This is a genomic window from Streptomyces sp. NRRL B-3229 (assembly GCF_000719505.1).
Classification (GTDB): Bacteria; Actinomycetota; Actinomycetes; order Streptomycetales; family Streptomycetaceae; genus Streptomyces; species Streptomyces griseorubiginosus.
Genome location: NZ_JOGP01000003.1, coordinates 226,611 through 239,939, shown reverse-complemented (window position 1 = coordinate 239,939; position 13,329 = coordinate 226,611). Strand labels below are relative to the sequence as shown.

The window sequence follows — 13,329 nt, the reverse complement described above, 5'->3', positions numbered from 1 at the left end:
CGGCCGACAGACGTGGAGCCGCTCATGACCACCGCACGGGACCTCGCGATCGTCGCCCTGGACGTGCCGCCCGGCCGCTCCGTGGAGCAGGGCGACCTGTCGCTCGTGCTCGCGGGGGCCGAGGTGCTCGACCTCGTGGCGGCCGGGGCGATCACCGTGGAGGACGACCGGATCGTGCCGGCACCGGAGACGACGACGGGAGACCGGCTGCTCGACGAGGCGACCGCCGCGCTCGTCCGGCAGGAGCCCTACGAGACGGTGGAGGACTGGCTGTGGCGCCGGGGCCGCGAACTCGCCACGGCCTACGTCGACGACCTTGAGAAGGTCGGACTGACCAGCCGCCCGCGCGGCCGCCGCTTTCCGCTGCTCTCCGCTCGCACGGTGCCGGTCGACTCCCCGGCCCGCAGCGCCGCACAGGAACGCCGGGACTCGGGCGAACCGGTCTTCGCCGCCCTGGCTTCCGCCGCCGGGATCGAGGACAAGGGCACGGAGTTCGAGGAGGACCTCGTCGGGGAGACGGTCACGACCGTGCTGGCCGCCGTCGGGGACGCGGTGATGGAACTGGAGGCCGTACGGCAGCGGCGGGCGATCGAGAAGGCGGCCTTCGACAACATCTGGCGCGGAGGCGTGTGACGTTCACCGGCGTTGCGGGCCACGGGCGCCTTCCGTTCACGGCGGGAGCCCGTCGGCCACCCCCTGCTCCAGCCGTGCCATGAGTTCGGACGCCGACGACTTGATGGTCTCCAGGCCGGGCCTGCCCCAGGTCCGCGGCTCCACGTCCGCGACGCACACCGTGCCGAGGACCATCCCCGTGGAGTCGATGAGCGGTGCGCCCAGATAGGACCGGATACCGAACTCGTCGACCACCGGGTTGCCGGCGAAGCGCGGGTAGTCACGGACGTCCTCCAGGGCCAAGGCTTTGCGACGGACGACCACATGGGGGCAGAACCCATGGTCGCGTTCCATGTAGCGGCCCACTTCCGGCCTGGCCTCGGCGCCGTCCGCCGGGGATGGCGGACGGGCCGCGGGAATCCTGAGCCCGGCGAAGAACTGCCGTTGCTCGCCGATGAAGTTGACCATCGCGTACGGCGCCCCCGTGCGCTCGGCGAGCCGCCGGGCGAAGGCGTCGAGCGCGGGCTCCGGCTGCTCCCCGAGTCCCAGCATGCGGAGCCGTCGCGCCCGGTCCGGGGCCTCCTTGTCCTCCGGGGTGAGCAGCAGTCGACCGGCCGGGCGTGGTGGGTCGTAGCTCATGGGCGGCTTCCGTCGCTGTGGACGTCGGTCATATGCGGCTCCGTGGCGGTGTGTGCGGGGGTCACATGTGGGCGCCATTGATTGGCGCGGGGCGCTCACATGTGGGCGCCATGACTCGGCGCGGGTGCCGGGCTGTGGGCGATGAGATGCCGTACGAGGGTGAGCAGGGTCTGCACACCGGAACTGGAGATCCGGGCGTCGCAGCGCACGATCGGGATCTCCGGCGGGAGGTCGATGGCGGCGCGCACCTCCTCGGGGTCGTAGCGGTAGCCGCCGTCGAACTCGTTGATCGCGACGATGAACCCGAGTCCGCGCTGTTCGAAGAAGTCGACCGCCGCGAAGCAGTCCTCCAGCCGGCGGGTGTCCGCGAGGATCACCGCGCCGAGCGCGCCCTCGGAGAGCTCGTCCCACATGAACCAGAACCGCTCCTGTCCCGGCGTGCCGAACAGGTACAGCACGTGTTGCGGGTCGAGCGTGATGCGTCCGAAGTCCATGGCGACCGTCGTCTCGACCTTGTTCTCGATGCCGTCGAGAGAGTCGGTCGCGGCGCTGACCGTGGTGAGCAGTTCCTCCGTGCTGAGCGGGGCGATCTCGCTGACCGCGCCCACGAAGGTCGTCTTGCCTACCCCGAACCCTCCCGCCACCAGGATCTTCAGTGCGGTGGGGAAGGGGTCAGAGCTGTCGTCGTAGTCCATCGAGCACTGCCTCCAGAAGAGCCCGGTCAGTCGGGTTGTGGGTGAACTCGGGTGGCTTGGTGGTCAGCGCCCCGCAGTCGACGAGGTCGGACAGCAGCACCTTGGTGACCACCGCCGGCAGCTTGAGATGGGCGGCGACCTCGGCGACCGACAGGGTCGCGCGGCACAGGTCGAGCACCTGCGCGTGCTCGGGGCCGAGGTAGCCGATGGGGGTGACCCCGGTGGCCCGCACGTGCGACAGCAGGTCGAGCGCGACGGACGGCCGGGTGCGGCCGTTGCTGACCGTGAACGGCCGCACCAGCCGCCCGGCCGCGTCGTCGAGCCAGGGCCCGTCGCCGGCCGCCGCCACGCTCAAGGCCTCATCGCCGGGGATTCGACGGCGTGCTGCCGGGGCGCGGTCACCAGGTAGGGGCGGACGCTCTTGACGAGCATCGCCATCTCGTAGCCGAGCACGGCGGCGTCGGCCTCGCGTCCCGCCAGGACGGCGAGACAGGTACCGGAGCCGGCGGTGGTCACGAACAGCAGCGTCGAGTCGAGTTCGACGACGACCTGCCGGACGTCCCCGCCGTCGCCGAAGCGGGCGCCCGCGCTACGGCCGAGGGAGTAGAGGCCGGAGGCCAGGGCGGCCATGTGGTCGGCGCTGTCGACATCGAGGCCGTGGACCGACTTCACGAGCCCGTCGCAGGACAGCAGGACCGCGCTGGTGGTGTGCGGCACGCGCTGCACGAGGCCGCTCATCAGCCAGTCGAGGTCGGATACATGGCCGGTCGGCGCTTCGCTCGCCATGGTGGATCGACTCCTTGAGGTACGAAGGTCTGCGGGAGCGCTGGGGGGTGAGGTGAACGCAGGGTTGGTCATCCGGCGGGTGCGCTCCCGTCGTGCCGGGGGGTGGTGTGGTCAGGGCCGAGACCGTGCGGATCGGATATGTGGGGCCGCTCCATGGGGGTCACGTCAAGGGGGGTTGCGTCCAGGGGGGTTACGTCCAGGGCGGCGGACTCGGTCGTGGGTGTGGCGTCTGTACGGCCCCTGCCACGGCCGAGGTTGACGTCGAACTCGAACGCGGCGGAGGGGTCGGGGGACGTCACGCGGCTTGACTCCGCTGATGCGGCAGTCAGGTTGGAGAGGGGGTCCATGTAGGCGGCGGCCGTGTACGCCGAACCCGTGTGGCTGGAATCCATAGGGACGGAAGCGGTGTGCAGCGGACCCCCCGGGTGTGGCTCCATGTGCCCTGCGGCTGTGTGCGCCGGTCCCATGGGGTCGGACGCCAGGTGGGGCGGAGCGACGGGTACGGACGGTCCCGGTTCGCCGGGGTCCGACTCCAGGTGCTGCTGGGCCTCGGCGAGGCTGATCCCGCGTTGGAAGGCGGCCATCAGCCCCGGGTCATGGCCTGCAAGGTACTCGGCGTCCTGCCTGGGCGCGGGCCCGCCGCGCAGTTGGGGCACGATGTGCTCCTGGGCGCGGCGCCGGGGCAGTTGCGGCTTGCCCATGGTGCCCCGCACGGTCCCGGCACGCGGGGTCGGAGGCGCGCCGACGTGCTCCGCGACCAGCCGCCGATCGGCAGGCTTGATGCCGGGCACGGCGTCGGCAGGATTGGGCCGCCCTGCTCGTGCCCCCCGCACTGGCAAGGGCGCGGGCCGCCCGCCCTTTCCCTCACCGACGGCGCGACCGTGCCCCTGGGAACCGACTCCACTCACATCGGCGGACGTGCCGCGGATACCCGACCCACGGCCGTGCGCCACACTCGCGTCGCCTTCCAGCGAGGTCAGGCTCCCTCCGGGGGTGGCCGCACCGTTCGCGGCCGACCCGGCACCCTCAATCCCCCGCCCGCCCGCATTCGCCTCAGGCCCACTCGCACCCGGCGCGAACTCGCCCCCGGCCTGCGCTGGACCACCCTTCCCGGCCGGGGCCTCGACTCCGCCGGCCACTCCCGAACCTCCACGACGCGCGTCCGACGACGCACGCTCACCAGTTGCCGGCGCGCGCCCGTCCCCCTCCGCCCCGCGCCCGCTGCCATGCGACGACGCAATTCCACCCCGCCCACGCCCGCCGCCGTCGCCCTCTCCCTCGGCAGGCGCCGTCCGTCCGCCCTCCGCGCCCCGCGTTCCCGCCGCCCCGCCGTTCACCGCCGGGGTCGTGTGGCCGTTGAGGGGCGCTCCCGCGGCGCCCTGGGACTGCCGCCGACTCGGATCACCCCCGGGACGCGGCTCCGCCGGCGCTCCCCGGTGTCGTGCCTGCGGACCGGGCCGCTGTGGGCCGGGACTCCGCGGCGCCCCGACGCCGGACACCGCGCCCTCGGGGGGCTGCGCCCCCACCGCCCCCGGCGCCGAGCCCAACAGCGCCTGCGGGACGACGAGAACGGCCTGCACCCCGCCGTAGATGTTGCTCTGGAGCCGCACATGGATCCCGTGCCGCTTGGCGAGCTGGGACACCACGAACAACCCGATGCGGCCGTCCGCCAACAGGCTGGCCACATTCACCTGATCGGGGTCCGTCAACAGCGCGTTCATCCGCTGCTGTTCGGCGACCGGCATACCGAGTCCACGGTCCTCGACCTCGACCGCGAGCCCCGAGGTCACCAGGTTGGCCCGCAACAGGACTTGGGTGTGCGGCGCAGAGAACACCGTCGCGTTCTCGACGAGTTCGGCCAGCAGATGGATGACGTCGGCGACGGCATGCCCCCGCAGCGTGCCGTCGATCGGCGGCACCAGCTTGACCCGCGAGTACTGCTCGACCTCGGCGATGGCCGAACGCAGCACCTCGGTCATCGAGACGGGGTTGCTCCACTGCCGCCGCGAGACCGCACCGCCGAGCACCGCGAGGTTCTCGGCGTGCCGCCGGATCCGGGTCGCGAGGTGGTCGACGTGGAAGAGCCCCTTGAGCAGGTCGGGATCCTCGATCTCGTTCTCCAGCTCGTCGAGAATCGAGATCTCCCGGTGCACCAGCGACTGGAGCCGCCGGGCGAGGTTGACGAACACCTCCAGCTTCTGTTCGCTGCCGGCCTGGCTGGAGAGCTGGGCGGCCTGGACGACGGCCGTGACGGCCCCGTCGTGCGCCCGCGCCAGCTCGGCCGCGAGCAGCTCGAAGTCGTCGGCGCCCTCGGCCGGACCGCTGCGCGGAGCACGCCCCGGCGGGACCTCTCCGCGCCGCAACCCCTCGACCAGCGAACGCAGTTCGGCTTCGCGGCGCGCGCTGCTGCGGCGCAGTGCGCCGACCCGGTCGCTCACCGTGGCGGCGGCACGGTCGGCCGCTACCGCGGCGATCAGGATGCCCGCGAGCGTCACCGAGAGCGCGCCGCCGAGGACACCCCACAGGACGAGTCCGGGCCGTGCCCCCGTGGTGCGGACGGTGAACAGGACCGCCGCGCAGCCGCTGAGGGCCACCGCGATCGGCGGGAGCACGGCCAGGCGCAACAACTGCGGCCGTATGTGCGTCTCCGGCAGCGAGGGTGCGGGGCGGGCGACCTGCCGGCCGTGCCGCCCGCCCTCACGGCGGTCTGCGCGCGCGGCCGGTGCACGGAGGTGAGACATCGGTGTCCTTGGAGTGGTCCGTGGGTCCTGACGGCCGGAGGTCCCCGGGCTGACCCGCCCGGTCCGGCGGGCCGCGGCGTGCGCCCCGGCGGGCTGCCGGGCGAGGGGCGTGGGAACGGGTGAGGCGGCGCGTTCGTCGGTCACCTGCGCCCCCTCCCTCCTCCCCGCCCCCGCGGCGGTCCACCGTGGGCATGCGTCGTGGCGTACCGGTCGAGAGAACCGAATACTTCAGCCCCTCGTCGCCCGGTGGACACTCACAGTAGTCGCCAAGGCATCATGTGCGAGCGGCAGTTGACAAAGTCCTCCGGCGGGCTTCCCACTCTGGTATGAGGCTTCGCACGACAGACCGACAAACCGATCGGACGGACAGCCTCGAACGAGTGAATACCGATCAGCCCTGGTCAAGGCTGTTCAGGAACGCACGACGAGGCCGTGGGGCGTACGCGCACCCCGGTCATCACATCAGCCGCCTTTTCGAGTACGACCGCTCGCCGAAGCCCTGCTGGACCATTGGCCCAAGCCTTCCCGAACGTCACTGAGCGTGTCCATGAGGGACTCCGCCCGCCGCCCCGGGCACACCCGAAAGGGCGCATCACAAAGGGGTGCCGCGCGCCCCCGGCGGAATCATCACCGCCACGAGCACCCGACACCCCGGCACCCCGACACCACCCGAGCTCAGGCCTCAGCCCGCAGCCTCGCAACAGAGCTCGACCGACAGGGCCCTCAGGCCTCCAGCGCGACCTCAGGCTCACCCGCAGCCGTGGGCAACCCGTCCCATCCCCCGACAGGCGCCTTGGCCACCCCGCGCCACCACGGGTCGACCACCGGCACCGCGCCCGGCTCGAACGGCTCCCCCGGCCGCGGCGAGGCCATCGCGACCCCGGCCTTGTGCGCCAGGAGCATCGTCCGCTCGGCCGGCTCCGCCCACGCATGGGCCGCGAGATTGAACGTCCCCCAGTGGATCGGCAGCAGCACCCCCTGCGCCGCGTCCCCGCCCTGGAGGTCCAGATGGGATCGCAGCGCCTCGTCGGGGGTCATGTGGATGTCCGGCCACAAGTGGGAGTACGCGCCGAGCTGGATCATCGTGGCGTCGAAGGGCCCGAAGGCCGCGCCGATGTCCTTGAAGCCGTCGAAGTACCCGGTGTCACCGCTGTGGTAGACCCGGTGCTCCTCGCCGGAGACCACCCAGGAGGCCCACAGCGTGTGCTGGGTGTTCCGCAGTCCGCGTCCGCAGAAGTGCCGAGCCGGCGTGGCTGTCAGCGTCAGTCCGGCGACCTGGGTCGACTCGTGCCAGTCCAGCTCGCGCAGCCGGTCCGCGGACACGCCCCAGTGCTCGAGATGCGCCCCCACCCCGAGCGGCACGGCGAACACCGTGTCCGTCCCGGCGAGTGCCTTGATGGTGGGCATGTCCAGATGGTCGTAGTGGTCGTGGGAGATCACGACCACGTCGACCGGGCCGAGCGCGGCGAGCGGCAGCGGCACGGGGTGCAGCCGCTTGGGTCCGGCGAAGGGGAACGGGGAGCACCGCTCGCCCCAGACGGGGTCGAACAGCACCCGGCGTCCGTCGATCTCGGCGAGGACGCTGGAATGGCCCATCCAGGTCAGCCGCAGCCCGGTGGCGGGCGGCCTGGAGAGGTCGGCGAGGGTCGTGGGGTGCACCGGGATCCGGCCTTCGGGAGCGCGCCGGGGCCGGCTGTCGCTGTCGAAGAAGACCTTGGCGAAGTCCAGCGGGGAGGCGTCGGGCCGGATCCGCGTGGGGTTCCCGCCCGGGTTCTGGAAGACGCCGTCCTTGAAGTGGGGGGATCTGCGGATGCGCGCCAAGCGCTCACCGCTCGGGTCCGCACCGAAGGCCGCGGGCTGCACCGCGCGGAGCCCGGAGCTCAGGGAACGGAAGCCGGTCACGGTACCTCCAGGTGGAGAAGCTGAGGCATCCATTATGGTCCGCCCCTCTGACGGTGCCGGGGTCTGCCCGGTCACATGCGTAAGGACGCCGCAGGAGGGGTTCACGTTGACAGGGGACGCCCCTTCACGTTGACAGCAAGGACCCCGATGCCAATACTGACTCCCCGTTCAGTAACCCTCCAGCCGCCCGGAGCCCGCGTGACCACCCCCCTGCTGTCGCTCACCTGGACCGACCACGTCACCGGCCGCCAGGGCTTCCTGGTCGTCGACCGGCTGGTGCGGGGCGTCGCCAGCGGCGGTCTGCGGATGCGCCCGGGCTGCACGCTGGAGGAGGTCACCGGGCTCGCCCGCGGCATGACCATGAAGGAGGCGCTGCACTACGACCCCGCCGCGCGGTACATCCCCCTGGGCGGCGCCAAGGGCGGCATCGACTGCGACCCCCGGGACCCGGAGGCGTACGGGCTCCTCGTGCGCTACCTGCGCGCCATGCGGCCGTACGTCGAGAGCCTCTGGACGACCGGCGAGGACCTCGGCCTCAGCCAGGACCTGGTGGACCGGGCGGCCGCCGAGGCCGGCCTGGTCTCCTCGATCCAGGCGGTCTACCCGCTTCTCGACGACGCGACGGCGGCCCGGCGACGGCTCGCGGACGCCTTCGCCGTCGAGGTGGACGGCATCGGTCTCGACGAGCTGGCGGGCGGCTGCGGGGTCGCCGAGTCGGCGCTCGCGGCCCTGGACCGGGCCGGGGTGCCGTACGCCGGCACGCGCGTGGCCGTGCAGGGGCTGGGCACCATGGGCGGGGCCACGGCCCGCTTCCTCACCCGCGCGGGGCTCACCGTGGTGGCCGTCGCGGACATCAAGGGCACGATCCTCAATCCCGCCGGTCTCGACGTCGAGGCGCTGCTCGCCGCGCGGGACTCCTACGGGACCGTGGACCGCTCCGTGTTGCGTCCCGCCGACCGTGAACTGCCCGGTGAGGCCTGGCTGTCGTCGGATGCGGAGGTGCTGGTGCCCGCGGCGGTCTCGTACGCGATCGACACCGGCAACCAGGCGCGGATCCGGGCCCGTTGGATCGTCGAGGCGGCCAACATGCCGGTCCTGCCCGCGGCGGAGGCGATGCTGGCCACGCGCGGGGTCACCGTGCTGCCGGACGTGGTGGTCAACTCCGGTACGAACGCCTGGTGGTGGTGGACCCTGTTCGGTGACATCGGCGCGGAGGCGGACGAGGCCTTCGCGCACATACGGCGTTCCATGCGCGCCCTGGTCGAGCAGATGCTGGGGCGGGCGGAGGCGGACGGCACCTCGCCGCGCGCCGCAGCTCACGCGCTGGTCGCGGACCGGCTGCCGGTGATCGCGGAGCGGTTCGGCTGGTACCGCTGACCTGACCCCGGCCGGGCGGTGTGCTCCGGGCCGACGGATTAGGGTGACCTCGTGGCGAGAGTGCGGTTGACAGTGGCCGAGCGGCGCGAGGAGCTGCTGCGGGCGGCCATCGAGCAGATCGAGGCGCGGGGCGTGGCGGCCGTCAGGATCGCCGACGTGGCCTCGGCGCTCGGGGTGAGCAACGCCCTGGTGCTCTATCACTTCTCGACGAAGGAGAAGCTGGTCGCCGCCGCTTTCACCTTCGCGGCGGAGGACGATCTGGCGCATCTGCGCAAGCTTCTCGGCCGCCGTACCAGCGCCCTGCGCAGGCTCCGCTCGGCCGTGCGCTGGTACGCCCCGACGGGCCAGGCCAAGGGGTGGCGGCTGTGGATCGAGGGCTGGGCGGTGGCGCTGCGCGAACCGGCCCTCCAGGAGGTCACCCGCGACCTCGACCGGCGCTGGAAGGCGGCGTTGGCGGAGGTGATCGCCGAGGGTGTCACGGCGGGCGAGTTCCACTGCCCGGACCCCCAGGCCACGGCCCTGCGCCTCACGGCCCTCCTGGACGGCCTGGCCGTACAGCTGACGTCCTACGCCGGAGCGGTCCCCCGGACCCGCGCCCAGGAGTGGGTCGACGAGGCCTTGGCCCGCGAACTGGGCCTGGACCGGACGCCGTTGACGCCATAGCCGCAACCACGGGCCCGCACACCGCGAACCACCCGTCCCCGCCACCCGGCCCGGGCGCCGCAGAACTCCCGCGTCGCCACCGAGCCCGGCCGCAGCGGCCGCCCGGCCCGAACGCCGCGAACCTACAACGGTCGCTGCTTGCCCGCCCCGGCCGCTTGGACAGTCCCACCGCGCCCGGGCGCGCAGAACTCGCGCACCCACCCGGCCCAGACGCTGCCGCCCCTCGGCCCACGCGCCGTGGACCTCCAGCGGTCACCGCTGCCCGGCCCGGCCCGGCCCCGTGGAACTCCCCCGGCTCGGGCGCGCAGATGTCCCGCCCTGGCCCGGCACAGCCGCCGACTGGCCCACGCGCGGCAGGCCTCTCACGCTCGCCGACGCCCGGCCCAGACACAGGCGCGCGCGTAGATCGCCCTCCGTCACCCGGCCCAGGCACCGCAGACCACCCGCCGGTCGGCCAGGGCCGCGCTGGAAGTCCCGTCAGCCGGCGTGCGCTCCGCCGACCCCTGGTCGCCCCGCCCTCCCCGAACCCCCGCCCTCAGGCCACCGAAGCGATCCGTGTCTTGATGTCGTCCGGGGACAGCACGCCCTTGGCCGTCACGTGGTCACCGGAGGACTCCCCGCGCAGTCGGCGGCCGATCCACGGGACCAGGTACTCCCGTGCCCAGTGGACGTCGTCGCGCCGCACGTCCAGCGGGCCGCGCGGCGGCAGCGGTGGCCAGGGCTGGTCGGGGTCGGCCGGGACCTCGAGGCCGAGGACCTGGCCCGCTCGGAGCGCCACACGCGTGTGCCCCTCCGCGGACAGGTGCAGCCGGTCGTGGTCCCAGGCCCGCCGGTCCTGGATCGTCTTCAGGGACCACAGGTCGAGCACCGGGCACCCGTACCGGTCGGCGACGGCCCGCACATGTCCGTTGTACGTGGCGATCTTGCCGCGCAGGTGCTTGAGCACGGGCACGCCACGGGTGTCGAAGCCGGTGGTCACCATGACGGTGCCGCACACCTCGGTGAGCCGGGCGACGGCCCGCTCGAAGCGCTCGGCGACCTCGTCGGGGTCGGTGCCGGGGCGGATGATGTCGTTGCCGCCGGCGCAGAACGACACCAGGTCCGGCGCCAGTTCGACGGCCTGCGGAAGCTGGTCCTCGACGATCTGGTCGAGCAGCTTCCCGCGCACGGCGAGATTGCTGTACCTGAATTCGCCCTCGGGCCGCCGGTCCGCGAGAAGCACCGCGAACCGGTCGGCCCAGCCGACGAACGCCCCGTCGGGGCCGGGGTCGCCGACGCCCTCGGTGAAGCTGTCCCCCACCGCCACGTACGACCCGATCACTGATCTGCTGTCATTCTTCGAATCGTCTGCCACAGCAGTGCATGATTCACCTTCGAATGTGACCTACGCGACCGTAGGAAGGCCTTGACGTGCGGTGAGATAAGCCACTCCTAAAGTGTTGGCCAAACCAGGAATAGGTCCCTGATCACCGCTGTTGACGATGCGACCGCCACACCCGGAAGTCGTTGATCCGGAAGTGGCTCCAGGTGGTACGGAACGCGAAGTGCCCGCTCGTGTAAGGCTCCGGGTCGGTGTAGTCGAAGACGAGCCGTCCGCTGTTCCACCACTTCACCCCGGAGCCGTCGGAGACGATACGCACCTGGTTCGGCCGGTTCGCGACGAGCAATGGCTCGGTGTAGTCGTAGATCAGCGGCCGCACCCCGGCCTGGCCGACGTACCGGCGCAGCCGGGTCGTGGTGTTGGTGTTGGCGCCGTAGCCGACGTAGTACGTCGTGAGGTGGTCGTACTCCGCGAGGGCCCCGCCGCGGTGCGTGGCGAAGAGGTCCTGCGGGGACCGGACGTCGACCGCGTTCCAGAAGTTGTTGAGGTCGGAGACCCGGTCGTTGACGCCGCCCTCCGAGACCGGCGTCGCGGTGTACTCGAGGACGTACGGTCCTTCGAGCGGCTGCTTGAACCAGATCGTCGCGCCGGCGGGCACGTCGACCTCCAGGGTCCCGCGCCGCGCGGTGACCCTGCCGCCCCGCTCCAGTTCGACGGCCCATTGTCCGAGACCGTGGCGGAAGTCGTCGTGGGCGATGAGGCGACGGTGGCCGGGCGAGGCGCTCGCGGTGACCGCGGGGCCGAGAGCGGCCAGGGCGGCACCGGCGGCGAGGGCTCCGAAGGCTCTGCGGGTGGTCGTCATGTCAGGGGGTTCCTTTCGTGTCGCGCTGCGAGACGGCGAGCGGACCCACGACAGTGGCCGCGGTCGGCAGCGGGCGTCTCATGACGGGATCCGGTCTCCGGCCAGGGCCAGGTTCTGGATCGCCTCGAGGGCCCACCGGGCGGAGGAGTTGGTGGAGATCCAGGGGATCTCCCGCGTGGCCCGCAGCACCGCGGGAGTCCTGATCCCACCGGGTTCCAGTCGCTTGGACGGGAAGCAGGTGTCGTTGCCGGTGAGCAACTCGTTCCACGCGCGCGTGGCGAGCGCCGGGTCGTTCTCGCGCCGAGCCGCGTACGCCGCGATCCGCCAATGGGCGGCCGGGAGTGTCGACTTCCAGGTGGAGCCGGTGAGTTGTCGCTTCTGGGCGTCGGTGTCGTTGCAGTACTGCGCGTAGTCCAGCCAGGCCGTGCGGAACTCCGGTTCCTCGTCGCCCAGCAGCGACACGATCTCGCCGTTGGTCTAGAGGAGTCCTCACCGGCCGCCGCGGTGGCGGTGCGGGACTGGGGGACACGGCGACCTCCGAAGAGCTTCAGAAAGCGCTTACGCGGCAACGGAGTTCACTGTGTCCCCGCCCTCCCCCGGCTGTCGACGGCCCGAGGCCGCTCGCCACAAGATCGCAATACAAGGATCATCCAGGCGCACACACTCAGCGGCCGGCCCGGACGGCGGAACACCGAAGGCGGAATCCGGAGGACGGAACACCGAAGGCGGAACCCGGAGAACGGAACACCGAAGGCCGGACCCGGGGATCAGGGTCCGGCCTTCGGTGGCACAGGAGCGGGGTCAGCCGACGGCGACGCCCTTCGAGCGGAGGTAGGCGACCGGGTCCACGTCCGAGCCGTAGTCCGGCGTGGTGCGGATCTCGAAGTGCAGGTGCGGCCCTGTCACGTTGCCGGTGGCGCCGGAGAGACCGATCTGCTGCCCCTCGGACACGGTCTGACCGGCCGACACGGAGAGCTGCGAGAGGTGGGCGTACTGGGCGTAGTAGCCGTCGTTCAGCTTGATGACGACCTGGTTGCCGTAGGCACCGCCCCAGCCCGCGGAGACGACCGTGCCCGCGGCGACGGCCTTGAGCGGGGTGCCGGTGGGCACGACGAAGTCGACGCCGGTGTGGTAGCCGCTGGACCACATGGCACCCGCCACGCGATACCCGGTGCCGATGGTGGCCCCGGTGACCGGCAGGGTGTAGCCGCTGGAGCTGCCGGTGCTGGAGCTCTTGGCCGCGGCCGCCGGCTTGGCTTCCGCCTTCTCCGGCTTCGGGGAAGAGGGCTTCGGGGCGGACGACTTGGCCGGGGATCCGGTCTTCGCCGCGCCCGCGGCCGCCTTCTTGCCGATCGACAGCTTCAGGCCGGGGTGGATCAGCGAGGGGTCGTCACCGACGGCCTCACGGTTGTCGGAGTAGAGCTTCTCCCAGCCACCGGCGACATTCTGCTCGTCGGCGATCTTCGAGAGGCAGTCGCCGACGCGCACCGAATAGGTGCGCACGGTCGAGGCCTTCGCGGTGTCTTTCTTGGCGGCGGTCTTCTCAGCCGACTTCTGCGTGACCGGAAGCGATTGAACGGCCTTTTCGGGCACCGACTGCGAGGTGTCGGCATGGGCGCCGGTGGCCCCCATCAGCGGGAGCGCGAGCGCGGCGCCTCCGGTGCCGGCGACGGCTATCGAGCGGGTGAAGCGCTGGGACTTCGGGCGGCGGTGCTTACCCTTCGCGGGCAT

13 protein-coding genes are annotated in these 13,329 nt (G+C 72.1%); 3 read left to right on the top strand and 10 right to left on the bottom strand.

Translation table 11 applies throughout. From position 1 onward, the window contains the following. Window positions 1-24: 24 nt before the first annotated feature. Entirely contained in the window at window positions 25-633 is a 609-nt protein-coding gene (locus IF54_RS0106005; protein ID WP_030315259.1) for a GOLPH3/VPS74 family protein, read from the top strand. A 36-nt stretch (window positions 634-669) separates the two neighbouring features. Here IF54_RS0106005 and IF54_RS0106000 read toward each other — a convergent pair whose 3' ends face one another. The 6 genes from IF54_RS0106000 to IF54_RS0105975 all read right to left on the bottom strand — a co-directional run bounded on the left by IF54_RS0106000 (window position 670) and on the right by IF54_RS0105975 (window position 7,375). After that, on the bottom strand, window positions 670-1,251 hold the full coding sequence (locus IF54_RS0106000; RefSeq protein ID WP_030315257.1) for a GAF domain-containing protein: 582 nt from the start codon (window positions 1,249-1,251) through the stop codon (window positions 670-672). Between the two features lie 95 nt (window positions 1,252-1,346). Next, complete coding sequence (locus tag IF54_RS0105995) at window positions 1,347-1,946, bottom strand: GTP-binding protein (protein WP_030315255.1); 600 nt, start codon at window positions 1,944-1,946, stop codon at window positions 1,347-1,349. Beyond that, complete coding sequence (locus IF54_RS0105990; RefSeq protein ID WP_030315252.1) at window positions 1,924-2,295, bottom strand: DUF742 domain-containing protein; 372 nt, start codon at window positions 2,293-2,295, stop codon at window positions 1,924-1,926. The genes IF54_RS0105995 and IF54_RS0105990 overlap by 23 nt, the downstream gene beginning before the upstream one ends. Window positions 2,296-2,297: 2 nt before the next feature. Further along, window positions 2,298-2,732: a roadblock/LC7 domain-containing protein gene (locus IF54_RS0105985; protein ID WP_030315250.1), complete on the bottom strand. Its 435-nt coding sequence runs from the start codon at window positions 2,730-2,732 to the stop codon at window positions 2,298-2,300. A gap of 68 nt (window positions 2,733-2,800) precedes the next feature. After that, entirely contained in the window at window positions 2,801-5,473 is a 2,673-nt protein-coding gene (locus tag IF54_RS0105980; RefSeq protein ID WP_030315244.1) for an ATP-binding protein, read from the bottom strand. 723 nt (window positions 5,474-6,196) lie between these two features. Beyond that, entirely contained in the window at window positions 6,197-7,375 is a 1,179-nt protein-coding gene (locus IF54_RS0105975) for an MBL fold metallo-hydrolase (RefSeq protein WP_030315242.1), read from the bottom strand. Window positions 7,376-7,573: 198 nt separating this feature from the next. Between IF54_RS0105975 and IF54_RS0105970 the strand changes: the two genes are divergently transcribed. Further along, window positions 7,574-8,752, top strand: a complete 1,179-nt coding sequence (locus IF54_RS0105970) for a glutamate dehydrogenase (RefSeq protein WP_030315240.1) — start codon at window positions 7,574-7,576, stop codon at window positions 8,750-8,752. Between the two features lie 51 nt (window positions 8,753-8,803). Then, window positions 8,804-9,415 (top strand): TetR/AcrR family transcriptional regulator, encoded by a 612-nt coding sequence (locus IF54_RS0105965; protein WP_199821182.1) that lies wholly within the window; start codon window positions 8,804-8,806, stop codon window positions 9,413-9,415. A 535-nt stretch (window positions 9,416-9,950) separates the two neighbouring features. On the opposite strand, the gene IF54_RS0105960 is transcribed toward IF54_RS0105965, so the two are convergent. The 4 genes from IF54_RS0105960 to IF54_RS0105945 all read right to left on the bottom strand — a co-directional run bounded on the left by IF54_RS0105960 (window position 9,951) and on the right by IF54_RS0105945 (window position 13,329). Beyond that, on the bottom strand, window positions 9,951-10,736 hold the full coding sequence (locus tag IF54_RS0105960) for an SGNH/GDSL hydrolase family protein (protein WP_030315237.1): 786 nt from the start codon (window positions 10,734-10,736) through the stop codon (window positions 9,951-9,953). Window positions 10,737-10,881: 145 nt separating this feature from the next. Then, window positions 10,882-11,598, bottom strand: coding sequence for a DUF6250 domain-containing protein (locus tag IF54_RS0105955; protein WP_030315235.1), 717 nt, complete (start codon window positions 11,596-11,598; stop codon window positions 10,882-10,884). Window positions 11,599-11,676: 78 nt separating this feature from the next. Next, on the bottom strand, window positions 11,677-12,060 hold the full coding sequence (locus IF54_RS0105950; protein WP_030315234.1) for a hypothetical protein: 384 nt from the start codon (window positions 12,058-12,060) through the stop codon (window positions 11,677-11,679). Between the two features lie 339 nt (window positions 12,061-12,399). Further along, a complete protein-coding gene (locus IF54_RS0105945; protein WP_030315232.1) occupies window positions 12,400-13,329 on the bottom strand; it encodes a M23 family metallopeptidase in 930 nt (309 codons plus the stop codon).